General features: G+C 71.1%; 20 protein-coding genes and 1 tRNA gene. 9 read left to right on the top strand and 12 right to left on the bottom strand.

The annotated features are described in order from the left end of the window. Positions 1-104 precede the first annotated feature (104 nt). From AC3RXY_RS12205 to AC3RXY_RS12180, 6 genes are all read right to left on the bottom strand, one after another. A complete protein-coding gene (locus AC3RXY_RS12205) occupies positions 105-908 on the bottom strand; it encodes a siderophore-interacting protein (RefSeq protein WP_491511200.1) in 804 nt (267 codons plus the stop codon). Positions 909-1,055: 147 nt separating this feature from the next. Continuing rightward, complete coding sequence (locus AC3RXY_RS12200; protein WP_491511199.1) at positions 1,056-2,753, bottom strand: cholesterol oxidase substrate-binding domain-containing protein; 1,698 nt, start codon at positions 2,751-2,753, stop codon at positions 1,056-1,058. Beyond that, a complete protein-coding gene (locus AC3RXY_RS12195) occupies positions 2,747-3,259 on the bottom strand; it encodes a hypothetical protein (RefSeq protein ID WP_491511198.1) in 513 nt (170 codons plus the stop codon). Before AC3RXY_RS12195 ends, AC3RXY_RS12200 begins: the two co-directional genes overlap by 7 nt. 255 nt (positions 3,260-3,514) lie before the next feature. Beyond that, positions 3,515-3,871, bottom strand: a complete 357-nt coding sequence (locus tag AC3RXY_RS12190; RefSeq protein WP_491511197.1) for a hypothetical protein — start codon at positions 3,869-3,871, stop codon at positions 3,515-3,517. 238 nt (positions 3,872-4,109) lie between these two features. Next, positions 4,110-5,063, bottom strand: coding sequence for a pseudouridine synthase (locus AC3RXY_RS12185; RefSeq protein ID WP_491511196.1), 954 nt, complete (start codon positions 5,061-5,063; stop codon positions 4,110-4,112). Positions 5,064-5,123: 60 nt separating this feature from the next. Further along, positions 5,124-5,654, bottom strand: coding sequence for a MarR family winged helix-turn-helix transcriptional regulator (locus AC3RXY_RS12180; RefSeq protein ID WP_491511195.1), 531 nt, complete (start codon positions 5,652-5,654; stop codon positions 5,124-5,126). Positions 5,655-5,743: 89 nt separating this feature from the next. Between AC3RXY_RS12180 and AC3RXY_RS12175 the strand changes: the two genes are divergently transcribed. From AC3RXY_RS12175 to AC3RXY_RS12165, 3 genes are all read left to right on the top strand, one after another. Next, positions 5,744-5,815 (top strand) — tRNA-Gln (locus AC3RXY_RS12175). Position 5,816: 1 nt separating this feature from the next. Then, a complete protein-coding gene (gene glmU, locus AC3RXY_RS12170) occupies positions 5,817-7,247 on the top strand; it encodes a bifunctional UDP-N-acetylglucosamine diphosphorylase/glucosamine-1-phosphate N-acetyltransferase GlmU (protein WP_491511342.1) in 1,431 nt (476 codons plus the stop codon). Positions 7,248-7,327: 80 nt separating this feature from the next. Continuing rightward, the gene (locus AC3RXY_RS12165) at positions 7,328-8,356 is read left to right on the top strand and encodes a ribose-phosphate diphosphokinase (RefSeq protein WP_491511194.1); all 1,029 of its coding nucleotides are present in this window, start codon (positions 7,328-7,330) and stop codon (positions 8,354-8,356) included. A 116-nt stretch (positions 8,357-8,472) separates the two neighbouring features. On the opposite strand, the gene AC3RXY_RS12160 is transcribed toward AC3RXY_RS12165, so the two are convergent. Then, entirely contained in the window at positions 8,473-8,979 is a 507-nt protein-coding gene (locus AC3RXY_RS12160) for a DUF2087 domain-containing protein (RefSeq protein WP_491511193.1), read from the bottom strand. A gap of 142 nt (positions 8,980-9,121) precedes the next feature. Here AC3RXY_RS12160 and AC3RXY_RS12155 point away from each other — a divergent pair, with 142 nt between their 5' ends. From AC3RXY_RS12155 to AC3RXY_RS12145, 3 genes are all read left to right on the top strand, one after another. After that, a complete protein-coding gene (locus AC3RXY_RS12155) occupies positions 9,122-9,619 on the top strand; it encodes an FMN-binding protein (RefSeq protein ID WP_491511192.1) in 498 nt (165 codons plus the stop codon). A gap of 5 nt (positions 9,620-9,624) precedes the next feature. Continuing rightward, positions 9,625-10,509, top strand: coding sequence for an FAD:protein FMN transferase (locus tag AC3RXY_RS12150; RefSeq protein ID WP_491511191.1), 885 nt, complete (start codon positions 9,625-9,627; stop codon positions 10,507-10,509). Between the two features lie 66 nt (positions 10,510-10,575). Continuing rightward, entirely contained in the window at positions 10,576-12,138 is a 1,563-nt protein-coding gene (locus tag AC3RXY_RS12145; RefSeq protein ID WP_491511190.1) for an FAD-dependent oxidoreductase, read from the top strand. A 59-nt stretch (positions 12,139-12,197) separates the two neighbouring features. Here AC3RXY_RS12145 and AC3RXY_RS12140 read toward each other — a convergent pair whose 3' ends face one another. The 4 genes from AC3RXY_RS12140 to AC3RXY_RS12125 all read right to left on the bottom strand — a co-directional run bounded on the left by AC3RXY_RS12140 (position 12,198) and on the right by AC3RXY_RS12125 (position 16,393). Continuing rightward, on the bottom strand, positions 12,198-13,751 hold the full coding sequence (locus tag AC3RXY_RS12140; RefSeq protein ID WP_491511189.1) for a sensor histidine kinase: 1,554 nt from the start codon (positions 13,749-13,751) through the stop codon (positions 12,198-12,200). A gap of 16 nt (positions 13,752-13,767) precedes the next feature. Then, positions 13,768-14,493, bottom strand: a complete 726-nt coding sequence (locus tag AC3RXY_RS12135) for a response regulator transcription factor (protein ID WP_491511188.1) — start codon at positions 14,491-14,493, stop codon at positions 13,768-13,770. 134 nt (positions 14,494-14,627) lie between these two features. After that, complete coding sequence (gene gnd, locus AC3RXY_RS12130) at positions 14,628-16,076, bottom strand: NADP-dependent phosphogluconate dehydrogenase (RefSeq protein WP_491511187.1); 1,449 nt, start codon at positions 16,074-16,076, stop codon at positions 14,628-14,630. Between the two features lie 191 nt (positions 16,077-16,267). After that, positions 16,268-16,393: a hypothetical protein gene (locus tag AC3RXY_RS12125; RefSeq protein ID WP_491511186.1), complete on the bottom strand. Its 126-nt coding sequence runs from the start codon at positions 16,391-16,393 to the stop codon at positions 16,268-16,270. A gap of 235 nt (positions 16,394-16,628) precedes the next feature. On the opposite strand from AC3RXY_RS12125, the gene AC3RXY_RS12120 reads away from it, so the two are divergent. Then, complete coding sequence (locus AC3RXY_RS12120; protein WP_491511185.1) at positions 16,629-17,219, top strand: 50S ribosomal protein L25/general stress protein Ctc; 591 nt, start codon at positions 16,629-16,631, stop codon at positions 17,217-17,219. An 8-nt stretch (positions 17,220-17,227) separates the two neighbouring features. After that, positions 17,228-17,809 carry an aminoacyl-tRNA hydrolase gene (gene pth, locus AC3RXY_RS12115; protein ID WP_491511184.1) on the top strand — a complete coding sequence of 194 codons (582 nt, stop codon included), beginning with the start codon at positions 17,228-17,230 and terminating at the stop codon, positions 17,807-17,809. Between the two features lie 108 nt (positions 17,810-17,917). Here pth and AC3RXY_RS12110 read toward each other — a convergent pair whose 3' ends face one another. Continuing rightward, positions 17,918-18,700: a hypothetical protein gene (locus tag AC3RXY_RS12110; protein ID WP_491511183.1), complete on the bottom strand. Its 783-nt coding sequence runs from the start codon at positions 18,698-18,700 to the stop codon at positions 17,918-17,920. Positions 18,701-18,846: 146 nt separating this feature from the next. On the opposite strand from AC3RXY_RS12110, the gene mfd reads away from it, so the two are divergent. Beyond that, positions 18,847-22,371 carry a transcription-repair coupling factor gene (gene mfd / locus AC3RXY_RS12105; protein ID WP_491511341.1) on the top strand — a complete coding sequence of 1,175 codons (3,525 nt, stop codon included), beginning with the start codon at positions 18,847-18,849 and terminating at the stop codon, positions 22,369-22,371. The last annotated feature ends 21 nt before the right edge of the window (positions 22,372-22,392 follow it).

Raw genomic sequence — 22,392 nt, 5'->3', positions numbered from 1 at the left:
GAACCGCGGCCACCGCGCCGCTGCGGTTCCGCGCCGCCGGGCGAGCACCACCGTGTGGTCGAGCGGTGCCGCGCGGGCGGATTCGGGGAAGGCGGGGAAGGGGGCTACTGGGCGGACTTGCCGAAGCGCCAGTAGCCCGTGAAGGCGATGCGCGGCTTCGGCACGCCGGCAGCCACCAGGTGCCGGCGGCCCTCGGCCACGAGCGCCTGCTCGCCGGCGACATAGGCCTGGGCGGTCGCCGGGTTCTCCAGCGCCACACCGCGGAGCTCGGCAAGGGCGAGTGCGCCCGGCCTGTCGTGCGGGTCGGCGCGCGGCAGCCACCGCACCGCCATCCCGGCGGGCGCGACCACGGGCTGGGTGTCTTCGGACGAGGGGATCTCGAGGAGGGCGACGCCGTGCGCGTCGGCGGGCAGGTCTCGCAGGATGCCCAGCACGGCGGGCAGGGCTGACTCCTCCCCGACGAGAATCGTCTCACCGGCATCCGGCAGGAGATCGAAGCCGCAGCCCTGATCGACGAGCGCGATCCGCTCCCCGGGTTCCGCGCGCTGTGCCCACGGCCCCGCGACCCCGGCGTCGCCGTGCGCGACGAAGTCCACGTCGAGCTCGCCGGCCTCAGGGCGCAGCTCCCGCACCGTGTAGTTGCGGATGACCGGACGCTCCCCGGCCTTCATCGTGAGGTACTTGAGATAGGCGGCGAAGCCGAACTGCTCCGGCATGCGGCTGACGTCGAGCTCGACGCCGTCCTGCGGCAGCAGGAGGCGGAACCAGTGGTCGAACCCGCGCTGCGGCAGCCGCGTCAGGTCCTCGCCGGCGAAGGTGATGCGGACCATGTGGGGGGAGACGCGCTCGGAGCGCAGCACCTCCGCGGTGTAGAGGCCGACGACCTTGCGTGCATCGTGGAAGCCCATGGGGAGCCTTTCGATCAGAGGAGTACTGAGGCAAGGCTAACCTGGCCCGGCGTCGATCGTGTCGCCGCCGACCCCGCTGGCACGGCGGGACCGACCGTCGAGAGGAGGCGCGATCCTGCTCGACGGCCGGTCGTTCTGGCGGAGGCGTCAGCTCCGCGGCATTACCCGGTCCAGGAGCGGGTTGGTGAAGAGCCGAGCAGGGTCGTAGGCGTCGAAGGTGCGACGCGTCCACTCCCACTCCGGGAAAGCCGCCGGGATGTCCTCGGCGATCACGCGCTCGTCTGTCCACGGCCCGGCTTCTGTCGTGGCCCAGCGCTTCGCCCACTCCGGCCGGGTCACCGCCCATGCGGCATAGTTCGTGCGGATGAACTCCTCCATCTCGGCGAAGAAGGTGAACTCGTGCGCCGTGCCGGGCAGCGTGAGGGCGTCCAGCCACACCACGGTGTCGAGCTCCGGTCGGCCGTCGACCGGGCGGGCGGCGGAGAGAGCCGGTGCTTCTGCGCCGGCGACGTCGACCTCGTCCGGCCGATCGACGCCCGTGACGCGGATCTCCACGCAGCTGTTCAGCGGGTAGCGGCCGGCCTGCTGATGGCGGTGGATGGTCTCGGTCACCCAGGTTGAGAACTCGTGCACCACGCGCTGCACGTCTTCCCGGCGAACGATCACGGCGTGACTTCCCGCGCTGACGCGCAGTGTCGTCGGCTGCACGAAATGAATGAAGTCCTTCGCGGGCCCCCACATGTCGCGGGCCGCTGTGGCCGTCAGGCCCGCAGCCGTCGCAGCGGAGATCGCCGGGCCGGACAGAGGGGCCAGATAGTCCTCACCGCGCACGATGCGGGCGATGAGGTCGGCGACCTTCCGGGGGAGCCGGTCGGCGAACGGGAAGTTGTACGGGCCGAAGGTGCGACGCGACAGCAGGGGGCGGCTCGGGGCCACGCTCCACGTCTGCACCCACGGGTACTCGGTGAACGCGTACCAGATCAGCCCGACCCTGCCGTGAGCGTCGAGGAGACGAGCGAGGCTGCGTCGACCGGCGTATTCCGGGGCGGCGAACAGCTCCCGGACGGAGATGCTCGTCGAGCACCGGCAACGCAGGTGGTAGGCCGCTGTCGTCTGCAGTGTCACGTCCAGCAGGAAGGTGCGTCCGATGCCGGTGAGGAACGCCTTGGCGTCCGGATCCGACCGGTCGAACGTCCGCGCGACGTAGGCGTCGGCCTCGTGGTCCCACACCACCGCGGTGAGCGCTGTGACCAGATTGCTCAGCGTGCCGAAGCTCTCGCCCTGCTGCCGGACAGCATCGCGCGCGAGGACGCCGGTGCCGTGGCCGTTCACGGCCAGAACGCCGCCGACGGTCACGTCTCCCGGTGCGGGCGCGGCCGGCAGAGCGTATCCGTTGCGGTGCAGGAACGCCAGCAGGTCGTCCATGCGCGCACCCGCGCCGACGGTGACCCGGTGCGCGGCCGGGATCACCATGCCGGTGAGATGCGCGGTGGTGTCGACCAGGATGACCCTCTCCTCGCCGCGGAGGGCTGGCTCGACGGTGAGCGGCGACCAGGTGTGCATGTACCCGCGGGGGCGCACCGTGTAACCGGCCCGATACGCCCAGTTGACCACCGCGAGCACCTCATCGGGACCGGTCGGCTGAGCCGTCCAGAGCGGATCGGTGACGATCACGCCGTCCCAGTTCTCGAACCGGGCGCGGTAGATCCGCACCGGCGGGAAGTCCGGCAACGCATCGGCGGCGACCGCCGGCGACTCCACGCCGAGGAGGACCAGACCGGCCCCCACCACCGCGCCCTGGAGGACGCGGCGGCGGGAGATGCCGGTCGCGGCAGCGTTCACCATCCGTAGAACATTTTCGCGAGGATCGAGCTGCTGGTGCCGGGCTTGACCCTGTCGAGCCAGCCCCAGCTGATGCCGCAGCCGGTGGCGACATCGATCGCCGTGGGCGGCAGATGGAACAGCGCGTCGGCGAGGGCGTACTGCGGCACCGCCGTGGCGAGTCTGAGGACGAGGTTCTCGGACGGCGCGATCGAGGCGATGGCCAGGAGCGTGCCGTTCTTCCTCAGGAAGTTCGCGATGTCTGCGCCGTGGTCGCTGAAGTTCTTGTACAGCCAGTCGGCCACGGCGACCGGCCCCTTGCAGAGCGGGATGATCTGCGTCTCGATCGTGTGGGACGGCGCGGTCTCGCCGTCTCCGATCGGTGCCCCCGGAGCGGTGGCGGGGGCGACGGCGGGCGTCGCCGCGGCCGGGGCCGCGTGCGAGGGGGCGGCGATGCCGAGGGTGAGGGCCACGGCCAGCGCCGCGGTCGTGGAGATGGCGCGCCACCGGCGCGTGTTGCGAGAGTGCATCGACGATCACTTTCGTGCGAGGTGGTCTGCCCACCAGCGGATAGGAATGCGATCACGGGCGCGTGTGTCTGCAGACACGGGCTCGGATCTCGGCTGGGGGGGAGACCTGCGGCGAGCATAGTGAGTCGTTCTCCGGCCAGGCAACTCACGATTCGGCCGGATAGAGGCCAGGGCCGGAGCTCTCAGGCCGGCCAGGGGACGGTCCCGCCGCCGTGCCGAGCGAGGCGGCGACGGGACCGTGTCAGGGTGCTGCGCTCAGCAGCCGAACGGGGAGAACTTCAGCGCGAGGAAGCCGGTCAGCAGCCCCTTCTTCAGCGCGATGAGCTGAGCGAGGGGATTGCTGTAGGAGCAGGGTGTCACGGTCTGCCAGCCCCCGCACGAACCGGCGCACGGCGTGATCGCGCTGCAGTTGTGCTTGTGCGAGGAATGCCCGTGCTTGTGCGAGGAGTGGTCGTGCTTGTGCCCGCTGTCATTCCACTTGGCCGCCGCCGCGGCGGCGGTCGGGGCGGCCTCGACCGCGTATGACGGGGCGGCTGCGCCGACCACAAGGGCGGCGCTGAGCGCGATTGTCGTTGCTGCCGCGCGCCACAGCGGAGTCTTTCGAGTGTGCATCTGGATACTGCTTTCTTGCAGAGGTGACCCGGTCACCGATGGATGGGACGATCGATCGCGAAGACGCGGCCGATGACCGCGGATCCGTGATCTCGGTCGGGGGGTAACCTGCGGCGAGCATAGTGAGCCGGAGCTGTGCGTGCCAACCCTGTATTTACGGCGATAGAGATGCTTGCGGACCGACCCGTCAGCATCGAGCGATTCCCACCAGGCCCGCTGAGGTCGGCGGCCGTATGCGTCAGCCCTGCGGGGACCCGGGGGCGTCCTGCAGCGTCCGCCCGGTACGGAAGACGCGCTCATCGCCGGTGAGCGGATCGGCGAAGCGCAGCTCCCGGGCGAGTAGCTGCAGCGGCCTGGTGTAGTCATCCGGAGCCTCCGGCAGCAGCACCGGATAGAACGGGTCGTTGCGGATGCCGGCCCCGAGCGCTGCGAGGTGTACGCGCAGCTGGTGCATCTTTCCGGTGTGGGGGCGCAGCAGAGTGTGCAGGCTGCGTCCGTCTGCCGCGATGAGGTCGATCCGGGTCTCCGCGTTCGCCTCCCCCGTGCTGTCGGTGCGCACGCAGACCTGGCCCCGCAGCTTCTCGATGCGATTGCGGTACACCACCGGGAAAGGCATCCCGCTGAGCCGCGGCGCGGCGGCGTCCCAGGCGGCGGGGAGATCGGAGACGGCTTCGTAGGTCTTCTCGACCTCGCGTCGCTCGAACAGCAACTGGTAGGCGCCCCGTGTCGCCGGCCGGGCGGAGAACATCAGCAGACCGGCGGTGGCGCGGTCCAGACGGTGGATGGGCGTGAGGTCGGGGTTGTCCAGGCGGCGGCGCAGCCGGATCAGCGCGGAGTTCTGCAGGTACTTCCCGCCGGGGGTGGTGGGGAGGAAATGCGGCTTGTCGATCACGACGAGGTCATCGTCGATGTGCAGGATCTCCTCGGTGAACGGCACGGCCTGCTCGACCGGGGGCTCGCGGTAGTACCAGATGAACTCCACCGCGCCCAGCGGGGTCTCCTCCGTGAGGGGGGCGCCGTCCGCTCCCACCATCTCGCCGCCACGAAAACGCGCACGGAGCTGCTCCGCGTCGAGGTGCCCGAAGCGCTCGATCACGTAGTCGGCGACCGTGGCCCAGGGCCCCGTCAGCGGCACGTGCAGCCGGGTCGCGCCCACACCGTCACGCACAGGCAGGGGAGAGGGCATGGGCATCGTGTCATTCTCCCACCGCCCCGGCGCCGCTCCGGCGACGGGGACCCTGGGCCGGCGGGCTCAGCGCTCGAAGGTCAGGCTCAGCTTGCGGAGCAGGGCTGCGAGGCGCTCACGGTCGGAGCGGCTCAGCCCGGCGAGCAGCGCAGCCTCAGCGTCGACGAGGCGGGTGATCGCGGCGTCGACGCGCACCCGTCCGTCGTCGGTGAGCAGCACCAGGACGCTGCGGCCATCGCCGGGATCTGCCTCGCGTCGCACCAGGCGGCGCCCGACCAGCCGATCGATGCGGTTGGTCATCGTGCCGCTGGAGACGAGCGTCTGCTGCAGCAGCTGCTTGGGGGAGAGACGGAAGGGGGCACCAGCACGGCGCAGCGCCGAGAGGACATCCCACTCCCACGGCTCGAGGTCGCTGCGGCGGAAGACGTCCTTGCGCGCACGATCGAGCTGCCGCGAGAGTCTGTCGACGCGCGAGAGCACTTCCAGGGGGGCGACGTCGAGGTCGGGGCGCTGGGCGATCCACGCCGCGACGATGCGGTCGACCTCGTCGCGCGCCGCCGCGTCGTCCGGGGCGAGAGGGTCGTCGTGCGCCGTCATGATCACATCATCGCACTCGGCGCGCACCGTCTTGTGGGGCCGCCCGTGGCAGACTGGTCGGGCGGCATCGCCCGACGGGGCGGTCGCGGTCCGCCGTGGTGTAATGGCAGCACGACAGCCTTTGGAGCTGTGAGGTCTAGGTTCGAGTCCTGGCGGCGGAGCATGCCGGAGAACAACCTCGCTATCATCGTCCTGGCCGCGGGCCAGGGCACCCGTATGAAGTCGCGCCTGCCGAAGGTCCTGCACCCCCTGGGCGGGCGCTCGCTCGTCGGGCATGTGCTGACCACCGCGCAGCGTCTGGACGCCGCGCACATCGAGGTCGTCGTGCGTCACGAGCGCGACCGCGTCGTGGAAGCGCTCGCGCAGGAGTACCCCGGGGTGACGATCGTCGACCAGGACGACATCCCCGGCACCGGTCGGGCCGTGCAGGTGGCCGTCGCGGCCCTCCCGGACAGCTTCGAGGGTGACGTCCTGGTGCTCTCGGGCGACGTGCCGCTCCTCGAGGTCGATGCCCTCCGGGCTCTCATCGAGCGTCACCGTGCGGACCACGCCGCCGCCACGCTGCTGAGCGCGCGTCTGACGGACCCCACCGGATACGGCCGTGTGATCCGCGACGGCGACGGCTCTGTCGCCCGCATCGTCGAGCAGCGCGACGCCACGGAAGAAGAAGCCGCTGTTCACGAGATCAACGCCGGCGTCTATGTGTTCCGCACCGCCGAGCTGCGCGCTGTGCTGCCGCGGATCGGGCGGCACAACGCCCAGGGGGAGATGTACCTGACCGAGGTCTTCGGGCTGCTGCATGCGGCGCAGGAGACGATCGCGGCCGAGGTCGCGACCGACGTCACCGCCACCTTCGGCATCAACGACCGCGTGCAGCTCGCCGAAGCCGCGCGCGCCCTCAACGACCGCGTGGTCCGGCGCTGGCAGCGCGAGGGTGTCACGGTGGTCGACCCGGCGACGACCTGGATCGATGAGACCGTGACCCTCGCACCCGATGTCACCATCCACCCGAACACGCACCTGGAGCGCGCCACGGTCGTCGCAGAGGGCGCCACCATCGGCCCGGACACCACCCTGGTCGACTGCGAGGTGGGGGAGGGTGCATCGGTGCGCCGCACCGACGGCACGCTCGCCGTGATCGGCGCCGGTGCGACCGTCGGCCCGTTCGCCTATCTGCGGCCGGGAACCATCCTCGGCGCCGGGGGCAAGATCGGCACCTTCGTCGAGACCAAGAACGCCACGATCGGTGCGGGCAGCAAGGTTCCGCATCTGTCGTACATCGGCGACACCACGATCGGTCGCGGCGTGAACATCGGTGCCGGCGCCATCACCGCCAACTACGACGACATCGCCAAGCACCGTACCGAGATCGGCGATGAGGTGCACACGGGGTCGCACAACGTCTTCGTCGCGCCCGTTACGATTGGAGACGGCGCGAAGACCGGTGCCGGTGCGGTGGTCCGCAAGGACGTCCCCGCTGGTGCCCTGGCCCTGAGCGTGGCACCCCAGCGCAACGTCGAGGGCTGGGTCGAGAAGAACCGTGCGGGGACGGCGGCGGCGGAGGCCGCGGCGCGCTCCCGCTCGAACGACTGATCGGCTCGAACGGACGAGGCAGCACCCACCGGAGTCCCTCTCCTCTGACTCCACCGAACCCGATCGGATCTGAAACGGACATGGCGCGTAAGAAGAAGACCGTCGCACTCGACCGAGACAACGGCGTCGCTCCGGGCCTCGTCGCCCGCACCAAGAAGCGGCTCGTGGTCGCGGGCGGTCGTTCCCATCCCGCGCTGACCGCCGCCGTCGCCGAAGCGCTCGGCACGGTGGTCGCCCCCACCGAGCACCGGACGTTCGCATCCGGGGAGATCTACTCGCGCTTCGAGGTCTCGATCCGCGGCTGCGACCTGTTCCTGGTGCAGTCGTTCGGCGGCCCGGTCAACGAGTGGCTCGTCGAGCTGCTCATCATGATCGACGCAGCCAAGCGCGCCTCGGCGAAGCGCATCACGGTCGTCGCGCCCTACTTCCCCTATTCGCGTCAGGACAAGAAGGGACGTGGCCGCGAGCCGATCAGCGCCCGTCTCGTGGCCGACATGCTCAAGACCGCCGGTGCGGACCGCGTGATGAGCGTGGACCTGCACGCCGCGCAGATCCAGGGCTTCTTCGACGGCCCCGTCGACCACCTGTTCGCCAAGCCGGTGCTGCTGGAGTACTTCGAGTCCTCGCTCACGGGCGAGGACCGTGAGACGCTCACGATCGTGTCCCCCGACATGGGCCGGGTGCGGGTCGCGGACACCTGGTCGGACAGTCTCGGTGCGCCCCTGGCGATCATCCACAAGCGCCGCGACCCGAAGGTGGCCAACCAGGTCACCGTCCACGACATCGTCGGAACGGTCGACGGCCGCACGTGTCTCCTCGTCGACGACATGATCGACACCGGCGGCACGATCGTCAAGGCGGCGCAGGCTCTCAAGGCCAACGGTGCCCGTAAGGTGATCGTCGCCGCCACCCACGCGATCTTCAGCGACCCGGCCACCGAGCGCCTGCAGGACGACTCGATCGACGAGGTCGTCGTCACCGACACGGTGCCGCTGACCAAGGAGTTCCCCGGCCTGCGCGTCCTGCCGATCGCTCCGCTGCTGGCCCGCGCGATCCAGGAGGTCTTCGAGGACGGCTCCGTCACGAGCATGTTCGGCGGCGAGGCCTGAGGCGCACCACGCCCCGTCCGTCAGAACCGTCCGTCCGCACGAGCAGGCGGATGGCCGCAGAACAGGCAGAGGCTAACAGCAACCTCCTGTTCTCCGGCCATCCGCCTGTTCTCGTGTCAGGGCCGGGGCGGCGCCGCAGTCCGGGCATACTGCGTGCCGTCGACGCGTCGTTCGAGCAGTTCGCCGTCGACCAGATATCGGCGCAGGACAGCCACGTCGTCGTGGAAGGGCAGCAGCCGCTGGTTGAGCGTCGGCTCGTCGATCTCCTCGCCCACCGCGACAGCCCGCTCCGCCACCCACGCGAGCAGGTCACCGCGCTCGGTGAGGTTCGCCGGATACTGCACGATGCGCGTGCCGTCGAGAAAACGGTCGATGCCGGTCTTCTTGCGGACCGGGGCCTGGGCGAGGACGGCGCGGAAAGCGCCATCGCGGAACAGCCCGGTGTCGGCATCGGCGAGGCCGGCGTGCACGAGGGTGTCACGGATGCGACGCCGCCGGGAGGGCGAATGATCGCCGAGAGCGTCGTCGAGGGTCGCCCCCAGCATGAGACGCGCAGCCGCGTGGCGCACGTCGGGGTTGGCAAGGGCCGCGATGAGGGGACGCCAGCCAGTTGTCTTGTCCATAGCCGGCCAACGCTACCCGATGCCGGAGGCTTCCGCCCCCCGGCGTCGGCATGCGGGCACAGGATCCCCACGGGAACCGGCCAGGGGCCGCATAGGTCGGGTCCGTAGCCTCGGCTCACCGCAATCAAACGGGAGGACCGCCATGACCCGCACGACCGTCCCCGCCCGCATCCGCTCGGGTGCTGCTCTCGCCGGCGCCGCCTCGGTGCTCGTGCTCGCCGGCTGCTCCGGAGCCGCAGAGGCCGAGGAGCAGACGCCGGCCGACGCGCCCAGCGCCGTCTCATCGACCCCCGAGGCGTCGGAGGCCGCCACGACCCCGGCCGCAGACGCCGTGAGCACGAGCCCCTACGTCGACGGCACCTATGTCGCCGACGGCACCTACCAGACCCCCGAGACGCTGGAGACGGTCGAGGTGACCCTCACCCTCGCCGACGGCGTGGTCACGGACGTCGAGGTGGTCGGCGACCCGGTCGCCCGCGAGAGCGCCCAGTACCAGGGACAGTTCATCTCCGGCATCGCCGAGGAAGTGGTCGGCGTCCCGATCGACGACCTGGACGTGCACCGCGTCGCGGGATCCTCGCTCACCAGCGGCGGCTTCAACGCCGCCGTCGAGGCGATCAAAGACCAGGCCGCCGGCTGACCACGATGGCCGTGCTGGCCTTCGAGGCGATCGGCACCCGCTGGGAGATCGAGACCGCAGAGCCGCTTCCGGCTTCCGCTCGCGCCGCGGTCGAGGCGGTGATCGCCGGTTTCGACCGGACGTGGTCGCGATTCCGCGCCGACACGGTCGTCGCCCGCCTGGGGCGAACCGGTGGGGACGTCGCGGAGCCCGAGGACGCCGCCGCGATGCTCGACGCCTTCCAGGAGGTCTCCGCGGCGACGTCCGGCGCGGTGAATCCGCTGGTGGGCCGCAGCCTCGAAGCCCTCGGCTACGACCCCTCCTACTCGCTCTCGGCCGGGGCGCCGCGCTCAGCACCCGAGGACTGGGGTGCTGTGCTCCGCTGGGGCGACGGCGTGCTCGGCCTGACCGAGCCCGCGATCATCGACGTCGGCGCGCTGGGAAAAGGCCGCCTCGTCGATCGCGTGATGCTGGCGCTCGCCGCGATCCCGGGGGATGTCGTCGTCGACGCCGGCGGCGATCTGCGGGCGCGGGGGAGGGGCATCCGCGTCGCGCTCGAGCACCCCTACGACCCGGCGTGCGCGGTGGGCGTTGCCCACGTCGCGGACCGGGCGCTGTGCGCATCGGCGATCAACCGTCGTGCCTGGGGCGACGGGCTGCACCATGTGCTCGACGCGCGCACGGGGCTTCCGGTGCGCACCTGGGCCGCCACATGGGCGCTCGCCGATGATGCGATGCACGCTGATGCCGTCTCGACCGCGCTGTTCTTCGCCGGTGGCGCGGAACTGGCGTCCCGCTGGGGCGTCGCGTGGGCGAGAATGAGCACCGACGGCCGCATCGAGCGTTCGCCCGGATGCCCGTTCGAGCTGTTCACAGGGTCGCCGGCCGGCGGCCCCCGTGCCGGGTCGTGATCCCCTGAGCGCCCCACCGTCGCCCCTCCCGAATGCCAGGACCAGACGACCGAAGGAATCCCCGACGTGATCGCCTCTCTTCTCCGCCTGCGGCAGCGCCTGCTCGCCCGACTCGGCACGCTGTCGATGTACCGGCTCGTCCTGCTGTGCCTTGTCGCCCTCACCGTGGTCGCGGTCGCACTCGCGGCCACCGGAACACTGAGCTCGACGGGGCCCATCGAGATCGTCGTGTCTGCCGTGGTCCTCGTCGTCGTCAGCGGCGCCGTCGACCTCGTCGGACAGCGCGTGCGAGGCCGCGCCCCACGGTTCGAGTCGGCGGTGATCACCGGCCTCATCCTGCTGTTCGTGCTGCGGCCGGGTGTCGATGCCCCCGCGCTCGCCGGCCTGGCTCTCGCCGGCGCGCTGGCGGCCGCCTCGAAGCACCTGATCGTGGTGCGCGGCCGGCATCTGCTCAACCCGGCGGCGTTCGGCGCCGCTGCCGTCACCATCGCCGGCTCCCTCCCCGCGCTGTCCTGGCTGGGCACCTGGTCGTCCTGGTGGGTGGGCACGCCTCTTCTCGCCATCCCGGTGGTGATTCTCGGCACGCTCGTGCTGCTGCGCACCGAGAAGGTCGCCATCGGCCTCGTCTTCCTCGGGGTGGTGGTCTCCGTCTCGCTGCTGCGGCAGCTCGTCCAGGCGCAGGACGCGGGCCTCGGCGTCGACGTGGCGGCCGCCGCCTACCTCGTGCTCGCGCAGAGCCCCGCACTGTTCCTCGCGGCGTTCATGCTCTCCGAGCCGCAGACGCTCCCGCCGCGACGCGGGCAGCAGATCCTGGTCGCCGCCGTCGTCGGTGTGCTCGCCGGATGGCCGATCGCGGTGGGGGGTCTGTTCACCCTCGGGCAGGAGCGTGCGCTGCTGATCGGCAACATCGTGGCGTTCGTCTTCGCGCGCCGGGCGGCGATCCGGCTCGCGCTGCAGAGCCGGAGGATGGTGACGCCCACCGTCGAGGAGCTCACATTCGCCGCGCGCGGCATGCCGGCGTTCCGTGCCGGGCAGTACCTCGAGCTCGAGGTGGCGCACCCGCATCCCGACCCCCGCGGCACGCGCCGGGAGTTCAGCATCGTCTCCGCGCCCGCCGACCTCCCTGAGGTGCGCATCGCGCACCGCGCGGATCCGGCGCGTCCGGCATCCACGTTCAAGCGCGCGCTCGCCGCTGCCGAGCGCGGGGCGCAGCTGCGCGCGACCGGCGTCTGGGGCGACTTCCTCCTGCCGGCGCGCGGGCCCGTGCTCCTGGTGGCGGCCGGCATCGGTATCACGCCCTTCGTCTCCCAGCTGCGGGACGGTGTGGCGGGGCGCGACGTGGTCGTGGTGATCGTGGCCTCCCGCGCTGTCGAGGTGGCGTTCCGCGCCGAGCTCACCGCGGCAGGGGTGCCGGTGATCGTCTTCACGCCAGACGATCCTGGTGCCCTGCCGGAGCGCTGGCGGTGGGCCGGTGCGGGGCGGCCGGATGCCGCGGCCCTGGCCGCCGCCGTGCCCGACCTCGCGCGCCGCACGGCATTGGTCAGCGGTCCGCCCGCGCTGATCGCCGCGCTCGCTCCCGCGCTACGGCGCGCACGCGCGGTGCGCACCGACGCGTTCGCCGGGTACTGATCCTCGCCGGCGTCGCACCCGTCTTGCGCTGCGCCCCCGCGGCGCGGGCGGCAATCAGATCAGGAGGTCGCGCCGGGGTCCGGCTCGCCCTCGTCGGCGTAGGCGAACGGCAGCAGCACCGCGAACGTGGTGTCGCCGGGAACGCTCGACACCGCCAGCTCACCGCCGTGACCCTCCACGATCGCCTTCGTGATCGCGAGGCCGAGCCCGGTGCCGCCCGTCTGCCGGGCACGGGAGCGGTCGCCCCGGGCGAAGCGCGTGAAGAGGTCTTCGCGCAGGGCGGGGTCGATGCCCGGCCCGTCGTCGTGCACCGAGAGCACCGCACGCTCGCCGTCGAGCGCCACGGTCACCGTCACGGTGGTGCCCTCCGGCGTGTGCGTTCGCGCGTTCGCGAGCAGATTCACCAACACCTGGTGCAGGCGCTGAGCATCGCCCAGGACATGCACGGGCTCCGCGGGAACCACGACGTTCCAGCGGTGGCCAGCAGCGGTGGGGCGGGCGTCGGCCACGGCTTCCAGTGCGAGCCGGGTGAGGTCGACCTCGCCGTGGACGAGCTCCCGCCCCTCGTCCAGGCGGGCGAGCAGCAGGAGGTCCTCGACCAGTCCGGTCATCCGCAGGGACTGGGCCTGGATGCGTTCGAGCGCTGTCCGCGTGGTCTCCGGCAGGGCGCGCTCGCGCAGGGAGAGCTCGGAGTATCCGCGGATCGAGGACAGGGGCGTGCGCAGCTCATGACTGGCGTCGGCGACGAACTGCCGCATGCGCTCTTCGTTGCGCTGGCGCACGCCGAGCGAGCTTTCCACGTGGTCCAGGAGTTTGTTCACAGCAGCGCCGACCGCGCCGGTCTCGGTGAGGGGGTCGGCCTCATAGTCCGGCACGCGTTCCGGGATCGACACGTCGCCGCGGTCGAGCGGCTGGTTGGCGACACGGGTCGCGGTGGCCGCGACCGCGCGCAGCGGCCGCAGGCTCACGCGAATGGTGATCGCCGTGGTGACGGCCAGCAGGATCAGACCGCCCAGCGTCGTGGTGAGCAGCGTGGTGAACAGGCGCGTCATGGTCTGCTGCATCTCGGTGCGGGGCAGCCCGACCACGATGGTGGCGATCTGGTTCTGCACGACCGTGACGCGGTACGAACCGGTGCCGTCGAAGTTGACGGTGGTGGTCGCCGCCGACGTCTCGCGCAGCGCTTGATCGATCTGGCCGAGCTGTTCGCTGGAGAGCTCGACGATCCGCCCGTCGCTCGTGCCGGCCACCGGCATCACGATCACGCCGGTCGGCGTGATGTCCAGCGGGCCGCCCGGTGTGCTGGGATTGGCTGCGACCGCGACGAGGGTGCCCGGTATCACCTCGCGTCCGGCCAGGATGGCCGAGGCGGTGACCGCGTCGGTGCCGCGTATCAGCAGGCCGGCCTCGATCTTCTCCTGAGCCATGGCGGCCACGCGTTGCGCGCTGTCCCGTACCTGATCGTCCAGCCGCGCGCTGAGCACGGCCCCCAGGGTGGCGCTCACGGCGATCGCGACGATGACGATGATGAGCGAGACGATGCCGATGACCGCGGCCATGAGCCGCGACTGCAGGGTCGGCGGGCGACGGCCCACCGGCCCTGGCACGCTCACCGGATCCCCGCTGAGGTCACTGGGGCGCCTTGATCATGTATCCGACCCCGCGCACGGTGTGGATGAGGGGGGCGCGCCCCGCGTCGATCTTCTTGCGCAGGTAGGAGATGTACAGCTCGACGACGCTCGACTTGCCGCCGAAGTCGTAGCTCCACACCCGGTCGAGGATCTGCGCCTTCGACAGCACGCGGCGCTCGTTGCGCATGAGGTAGCGCAGCAGCTCGAACTCGGTGGCCGTGAGCTCGATCTCCTCGCCGGAGCGGATCACCTCGTGGCTGTCCTCGTTGAGGGTGAGGTCGCCCACGCGCAGGATGGACTCCTCGGACGCGGATGCGGCGACGCCGCTGCGACGGATGACCGCGCGCAGGCGCGCGACGACTTCTTCGAGGCTGAACGGCTTGGTGACGTAGTCGTCGCCGCCGGCGGTGAGCCCGGAGATGCGGTCGGCGACGGCGTCCTTCGCGGTGAGGAAGACCACCGGGACGAGGTTGCCCGCTTCGCGCAGGCGCTTGAGCACGGACATCCCGTCGAGGTCTGGCATCATCACGTCGAGCACGAGGGCGTCCGGCTCGAACTCCTGCACGGCCTGGAGGGCCTCGAGCCCGGAGGACGCGGTGCGCACCTCCCAGCCCTCCATGCGCAGCGCCATCGAGAGCAGGTCGGTCAGCATCGGCTCGTCGTCGACGGCCAGCACGCGCAGCGGCGATCCGTCGGGGCGTCGCAGGTGATTGTCGTCGCTCATCCCGTCATTGTCGGCGAGAAACCTATGAGTTCCTTATGAGCGCTGCCCGCTCTGCCGAATCATCAGGATTTTCTGGTGGGCGCGAGGCCGATGGCCCCGCGCCCACCAGAAAATCCTGATGATTCGGCGCGAGGTCAGTGGGTGTCTTCCGCTTCGACCTCGGAACGGTCGCCGGACCACAGGGTGTGGAAGGTGCCGGGACGGTCGACGCGGCGGTACGTGTGTGCGCCGAAGAAGTCGCGCTGACCCTGGATCAGCGCCGCGGGCAGACGCTCGGCACGCAGGCCGTCGTAGTAGGCCAGCGACGACGAGAACGCGGGCGCCGGGATGCCGCTCGCCGCCGAGATCTGCACGATCTCCCGCCAGGCATCCTGAGCGCGCCCCAGGGCCTCGACGAAGTACGGCGCCGTCAGCAGCACCGGAAGACCCGGGTCGGCGGCGTACGCCTCGGAGATGCGGTTGAGGAACTGCGCGCGGATGATGCAGCCGCCGCGCCAGATGCGCGACACCGCTCCGAGGTCGATATCCCACCCGTAGGTCTCTGCGCCCGCGCGGATCTCATCGAAGCCCTGCGAGTAGGCGACGATCTTCGAGGCGTACAGCGCCAGGCGCACCTGCTCGATGAAGGCGTCGGGGTCGGACACCGTGAGGGCGCCGTCGGGGCCGGGCAGCTCGCCGGAGACGTCGCGCTGCTCGCGGTGGCTGGACAGCGAACGCGCGAAGGTCGCCTCGGCGATGCCCGAGACCGGAACGCCCAGGTCGAGCGCGGTCTGCACGGTCCAGGCCCCGGTGCCCTTGGCGCCGGCCTCGTCGACGATCACGTCGACGAGCGGGCGTCCCGTGGCCGCATCGGTCTGGCGCAGCACCTCGGCGGTGATCTCGATGAGGTACGACTCGAGCTCGCCGTCGTTCCACTGCGCGAAGACCTCCGCGATCTCCGCGGGCGTCTTGCCGGTTCCGCGCCGGATGAGGTCGTAGGCCTCGGCGATCAGCTGCATGTCGGCGTACTCGATGCCGTTGTGCACCATCTTCACGAAGTGGCCGGCGCCGTCATGGCCCACGTGGGTCACGCACGGCTCGCCCTCGGCGACCGCGGCGATCGAGCGCAGGATCGGCCCCAGGGTCTCCCACGACTCGTCGGGGCCGCCCGGCATGAGCGACGGTCCGAGCAGCGCGCCCTCCTCGCCGCCCGAGACACCCATGCCGACGTAGTTGAAGCCGCGCTCGCGCACGGCCTTCTCGCGACGGATCGTGTCGGTGAACAGTGCGTTTCCGCCGTCGACGATGATGTCGCCCGGCTCGAAGACGTCCATGAGGTCGTTGATCACCGCGTCGGTCGGCGCCCCCGCCTTGACCATGATGATCGCCGTGCGCGGACGCTGCAGCGACGCGGCGAACTCCTCGTAGGAGTAAGCCGGAACGAAGCCGGCCTCGGGGTGCGCTGCGACGAGGTCGTCGGTCTTGGCGCGAGAGCGGTTGAGCACGGCGACGGTGTTGCCCTCGCGGCTTGCGAGGTTGCGCGCGAGGTTAGATCCCATCACCGCGAGCCCGACGACTCCGATGTTCGCTTGCGATCCGGGCACGATTCTCCTGACGGTCGGTGAAGAGGGGGAGCGTCGCGGGTGCCGCGCTGCGGCCGATCTTTGCCGTGACGCAGTCATCGTATCGTTCCGTCTCGGCAGCGCCCAGGCCTGCGGCGGTGGTCCGTCTGCACAGATGCGCTCTTCGCTCTGGCCGGATCTCCGGGGTCGCGGGAGGCGCCCCCGCGGTCGTCTCAGTCCTTGCGGTTGGTGGCGCGGCCGAGCGAGAAGAGCGCCCCGAAACTGGCCACGATGGCGACGAGGGTCGTGCAGCCGATGAACCAGAGGATGCCGTGGCTGATGAGAGCGGCGTCGAGCATGCGGGGGTCTCCTTGTGTCCGGGAACGCTGCTGCTCAGCCTACCGGCCGGATCTGCGCGGGAAATCCGGTAGAGTGGTCGGGTTCCTCGGCGAGGGAGACGGGCGCCTGGTGTGCTCTTCTCCGTTATCGACGCGGTGATCGTGGGCCCGGCGGCCCCTTTCTGCGCGTGCTGCCGAGAGCGACCATGACCACCGCGAAGCCCGGCCAGGGCTCGTGCCCTGAAGGAGAAGGAACATGTCTGAAGACAGCAAGGTCGTCGCGGAGCTCCGCACCGAGTTCGGCAAGGGCTTCGCGCGCCGCCTGCGCGCCGCCGGGAAGATTCCCGCCGTCGTCTACGGCCACGGCACCGACCCGGTGCACGTCGCCCTTCCCGGCCACCAGGTCGGCCTGATCGTGCGTCGCGCCAACGCGCTGCTCGACCTCGACATCGACGGCAAGGGACAGCTGGCGCTCGTCAAGGACATCCAGCGCGACCCGGTGCGCCAGATCATCGAGCACATCGACCTGCTGGTCGTCCGTCGCGGCGAGAAGATCGAGGTCGAGATCCCGGTTCACGTTCTGGGCGAGTCCTTCTCCGGCACGATCGTGACCGTCGAGGTCGCCACCATCAAGCTCGAGGTCGAGGCCACGCGTATCCCCGAGTTCGTCGAGGTCAGCGTTGAGGGCCTGCAGGAGGGCGCTCACATCACCGCCGGCGACGTCGAGCTGCCCGAGGGCGCGACGCTGGTCGACGACCCTGAGCTGCTCCTCATCGGCATCTCCGTCCCGGCAGCCCCCTCCGGCGACGACGCCGAGGACGACGCAGACGCTCCCGCCGCGGAGTAAGAACGCTCATGGCGGACACCTGGCTGGTGGTGGGGCTCGGCAATCCCGGACCCCGCTACGAGCAGACCCGCCACAACGTCGGCCAGCTCGTCATCGACGAGCTGGCCGACCGTCGTTCCGAGCAGTTCCGCGAGCACAAGGGCGGCGCGCGGGTCGTCGAGACCTGGACGCGTCCCGGAGGCAGCAAGCTCGTGCTCGCGAAGCCCAACTCCTTCATGAATCTCTCGGGCAAGCCGGTCTCCGCGCTCGCCCGTTTCTACTCGATCGCGCCGGAGCGGCTCATCCTCGTGCACGATGAGCTCGACATCCCGTTCGACGCGCTCAAGCTCAAGACCGGCGGCGGTCACGGCGGCCACAACGGCATCCGCGATGTCGCCGCGGCGATGGGAACCCCTGATTTCCCGCGCGTCCGCGTCGGCATCGGGCGGCCGCCCGGCCGCCAGGATCCAGCGGACTGGGTTCTCTCGCCGTTCTCCGCCGCGGAGCGGAAGAACCTGCCGATCCTCGTCTCGGACGCGGCGGATGCCGTTGAGCTCCTCGTCGACGAGGGCCTGCTGGCAGCGCAGCAGCGATATCACGGCACCCGCTGACATCCCCGGCGCCGGTCGAGCGTCGGCCGCCGCCGGGCCGGGGGCTTCGCCGGCTCACCGCGACGCCCGCAGCCGCCCCGCTCCGAGGGAACGGCTGCGCGGGCCGTGTCAGACGATCGAGGCGGCGACCCCGATCGACATCGCGATCACGAGCACGGTCCACCACACCACCGCAGCCACGACGGCCACGATGACGGCGGCGATGCCCAGGCCCCGCCCGGAACGCTTGGCGATGCCCATGATGCCGAGCACGATCGCTGCGATTCCGCTGATGGTGCCGACCCAGAACGAGATCTCCGCGACCAGCACCGAGCCGCGGGCCGGAGCGAGGAAGGCCAGGTCGTTGGTCGCCGTGGAGAAGTCGAACGGCCCGACCGCGGCGCCGATGGCGCTGCCCGCGACGCCCGCGGGGATCATCGTGACGAGCGCGATGAGGGCGAGGACGATGGCGACGAGGCCGAGGCGCTTCGACCCGGCGGCCGCAGCGGGCGCGGCTGCCGTGCCGTAGCCGCCGACCGGGGCCGTGTACGCGCCCGTCGGAGTCGGCAGGCCGACTCCGGGCTGCTCCGGCGCGATGCTCGGGTACGCGGGCGGAGCGGGGTAGACGGCGTTCTGGCCGCCGGGCGCAGCCGGGTATGCCGGCGGAACGCTGGGGAAGGCCGGTGCGCCGGCATATGCCGGGACGTCCGGCGCCGCTGGCTCGCCCGGGAGCGGCGCGCTGCCCGGATACGCCGGTGCGCTCGGCGGCTGCGGCGTCGAGTCCGGCTGCGGCGCCGACGGGGGCGACACCGGCTCGGGTGCGCCGGTCGGCAGCGGGGGAGCGGCCGGCGGCGCCTCCGGGAAGGCCGGGGCGGACTCGGGCTGGCGGGAGGGCTGCTGCGGATCGCTCACGCCCTCATCCTAAGCGGCGGGTGGTCTGCTGCGCAGGGTCGCACGGCATCGGCGCGGCCGGTGTCCGAGGGGGCCCGTAGACTCTTCCGGTGAACGTGCACGGCATTCTTCGCGCCCTCGACGCGGCCCCCTCCTTCCGCGACACGATGGGCTGGGCCCGGACCGACGCAGAGCTGTCGATGGTCGACGGCCTCGACGCCCCGGTGCTCGCCGGCCTCCTCGAACATCGAGCGCGGTCTGGCGCCCCCGCGAGCCTCCTCGCCGTGGCACCCACGTCGCGGCGCGCGGAGTCGCTGGCTCAGGCCCTCGAGGCCTATGTGCCCGGCGCCGAGGTGCTGGTCTTCCCGGCCTGGGAGACCTTGCCGCACGAGCGGCTGAGCCCCAGCGCCGACACCGTCGGGCGCCGTATCGAGGTGCTTCACCGCATCGCGCGCTGGACCGGCGAGCATCCGCTCATCGTGGTGGCATCGGTGCGGGCCGCCCTGCAGCCGCTCGCACCGGGCCTGGGCGCAGCCGAGCCCCTCGTGCTGACCGTGGGCGGACGCGGCCTCGAGCTCGAGGATGTGGTGGCCCAGCTCGTCGAGCACGCCTACTCCCGCGTCGACATGGTCTCGCGCCGGGGCGAGTTCGCCGTGCGCGGCGGCATCCTCGACGTCTTCCCGCCGACGGCAGAGCACCCCAGCCGCGCGGAGTTCTTCGGCGACGAGATCGACCAGATCCGGTTGTTCTCCGTGGCGGATCAGCGCTCGCTCCCCGGCGAGATCTCCGAGGTCGTGCTGCCCCCGAGCCGGGAGCTGCTGCTCACACCGGCGGTGCGTGCCCGCGCCCGTGATCTGCTCGGCACGCTGCCCGGTCTCTCCGGGATGCTCGAGCGGATGGCCGAGGGCATCCCCGTGGAGGGAATGGAGTCGCTTCTGCCGGTGGTGGCCGGCCCCCTCGTCCCGCTCACCGCGTGTCTGCCCGCGGGCGGGGCCGTGGCCGTGGTCGACCCGGAACGGACGATCGCGCGTGCGACGAACCTCGCCGACACCGATCGAGAGTTCCTCGAGGCGGCGTGGAGCGCGGCGACCGCGGGTGCTTCCGCGCCCGTCGACATCTCGGCGCTGCGGGGTGCCGGGGTCGACGGCGGCGACTTCCTCTCGGTGCCGGCCTTCCGCGATGCTGCGCACGAGAGCCGCATGGTGTGGTGGACCCTCAGCGCATTCGACGCCGGTGCCGACGTGCCGGCAGACGATGCGGCGCCGGTCACGGGAATCCCGTCGTTCCAGGGCAATGTGGACGGCGCGATCGCGTTCGTCGAGACGCTCGTGGCCGATGGCTGGGCGGTGGTCGTGGCCGCCTCCGGCGCCGGTCTGGTCGAGCGCGCCCGCGACGTGCTCGCCGATCGGGGCGTCGCGGCGCGGCTCGTCGACGATCTCGCCGACGCCCCGGAGCCGGGCGTCGCGACGCTCGTGATCGCGACGATCGAGGCGGGCTTCCGCGACCCCAACGCGAAGATCGCGGTTCTCACCGAGAGCGAGTTCTACGGCCGCACGATCGGCGGCGATCAGCGCGTGGTGAAGAAGCTCGCATCCCGCCGCCGCAACGTCGTCGATCCGATGGCCCTCAAACCGGGCGACTTCGTGGTGCACGCCACGCACGGCATCGCGAAGTTCGTCGAGATGACCCAGCGCGAGGTCTCCACCGGCGGGCGCAACGCGCAGAAGACCACGCGCGACTACCTCGTGCTCGAATACGCGCCGTCCAAGCGCGGATACCCGGGCGACAAGCTGTACGTCCCCACCGATCAGCTCGACCTGCTCTCGAAGTACGTCGGGGGCGAGGCGCCGGCGCTGTCGAAGATGGGCGGCAGCGACTGGGCGGCGGCCAAGGGCCGGGCGCGCCGGGCGGTGCGCGACATCGCGGTCGAGCTGGTCAAGCTCTACTCGGCGCGGATGGCCGCACGCGGCCACGCCTTCGGCCAGGACACGCCCTGGCAGCGGGAGCTGGAAGAGGCCTTCCCGTTCGCGGAGACCCCGGACCAGCTGCAGACGATCGAGGAGATCAAGCGCGACATGGAGCGGCCCATCCCGATGGACCGCCTCCTGAGCGGCGACGTCGGGTTCGGCAAGACCGAGGTCGCGGTGCGGGCCGCTTTCAAAGCCATTCAGGACGGCAAGCAGGTGGCGATGCTCGTGCCGACCACGCTGCTGGTGAAGCAGCACCTGGAGACGTTCACGCAGCGGTTCGCCGGGTTCCCGGTGAAGGTGCGCCCCCTCTCGCGCTTCCAAACCGACAAGGAGGCCAGGCTCACCCTCGACGGGCTGCTCCGCGGCGAGGTCGACATGGTCATCGGCACGCACCGCATCCTCACAGACCAGGTGATGTTCAAGGACCTGGGGCTGCTCATCGTCGACGAGGAGCAGCGCTTCGGCGTCGAGCACAAGGACGCCCTCAAGAAGCTCAAGACCAACGTGGACATCCTGGCGATGAGCGCCACCCCGATCCCGCGCACGCTCGAGATGGCGGTCACCGGCATCCGGGAGATGTCGACGCTGCAGACCCCGCCCGAGGATCGTCACCCGATCCTGTCGTACGTCGGACCGCGCACCGACAAGCAGGTCGCCGCCGCGATCCGCCGCGAGATCCTGCGCGAGGGTCAGGTCTTCTACGTGCACAACCGAGTGCAGTCGATCCAGCGCGTGGCCGCACAGATCGCCGAGCTCGTGCCGGAGGCGCGGGTGGCCGTCGCGCACGGTCAGATGGGCGAGCATCAGCTCGAACAGGTGGTCGACGACTTCTGGGAGCGCAAATTCGACGTGCTCGTGTCGACCACCATCATCGAGACAGGGCTGGACATCTCGAACGCGAACACGATGATCATCGACCGGGCCGACCGGTACGGACTCTCGCAGCTGCACCAGCTCCGCGGCCGGGTGGGTCGCGGTCGTGAGCGCGCCTACGCCTACTTCCTCTACGACGAGAACAAGCCGCTGACCGAGACCGCGGCCGACCGGCTGCAGACGATCGCGGTCAACAACGACCTGGGCTCCGGCATGCAGGTCGCGATGAAAGATCTGGAGCTGCGCGGTGCCGGCAATCTGCTCGGCGCAGAGCAGGCCGGACACATCGCGGGCGTCGGCTTCGACCTGTACCTCCGCATGATCGGCGAGGCCGTGGCGACGTTCCGCGGCGAGGACACCGAGACCGGGGCGGAACTGCGGCTCGAACTGCCGATCGACGCGCGCATCCCCGAGGACTACATCGACAGCGAGCGTCTGCGCCTGGAGGCCTACCAGAAGCTGTCCAGCGCGGCCACGGCGACGGCGGCGCCGGAGGCCATCGACCTCGTGGTGGAGGAACTCACCGACCGATACGGCACGCTGCCGGAGGAGATGTCCGGCCTGATCGCGATCGCCCGGCTGCGGCGGCGCGCGGCGCGCGCCGGGCTCACCGATGTCGTGGCGATGGGGTCGAACCTCCGGGTCGCGCCGGCGCACCTGGAGGACTCCATGAAGATCCGTGTGCAGCGGCTGTACCCGAAAGCGAAGCTCATCGGCGGGGGAGACGCGCTCGTCGTGCCGATGCCGGACGACGTCGACCTGCTCGCCTGGACCGGGCAGCTGCTCACCGCGCTGTTCCCGGCCTCCGTCGAGCAGCCGGCGGAGCCGGAGCGGGCGAGCACAGGCTGAGCTCGCGCGGGCGTCAGCGGC

The organism is Microbacterium longlingense, from assembly GCF_058349825.2.
Note: the sequence above shows the minus strand (reverse complement) of the source record. Positions and strands in the feature narration are given on the sequence as shown.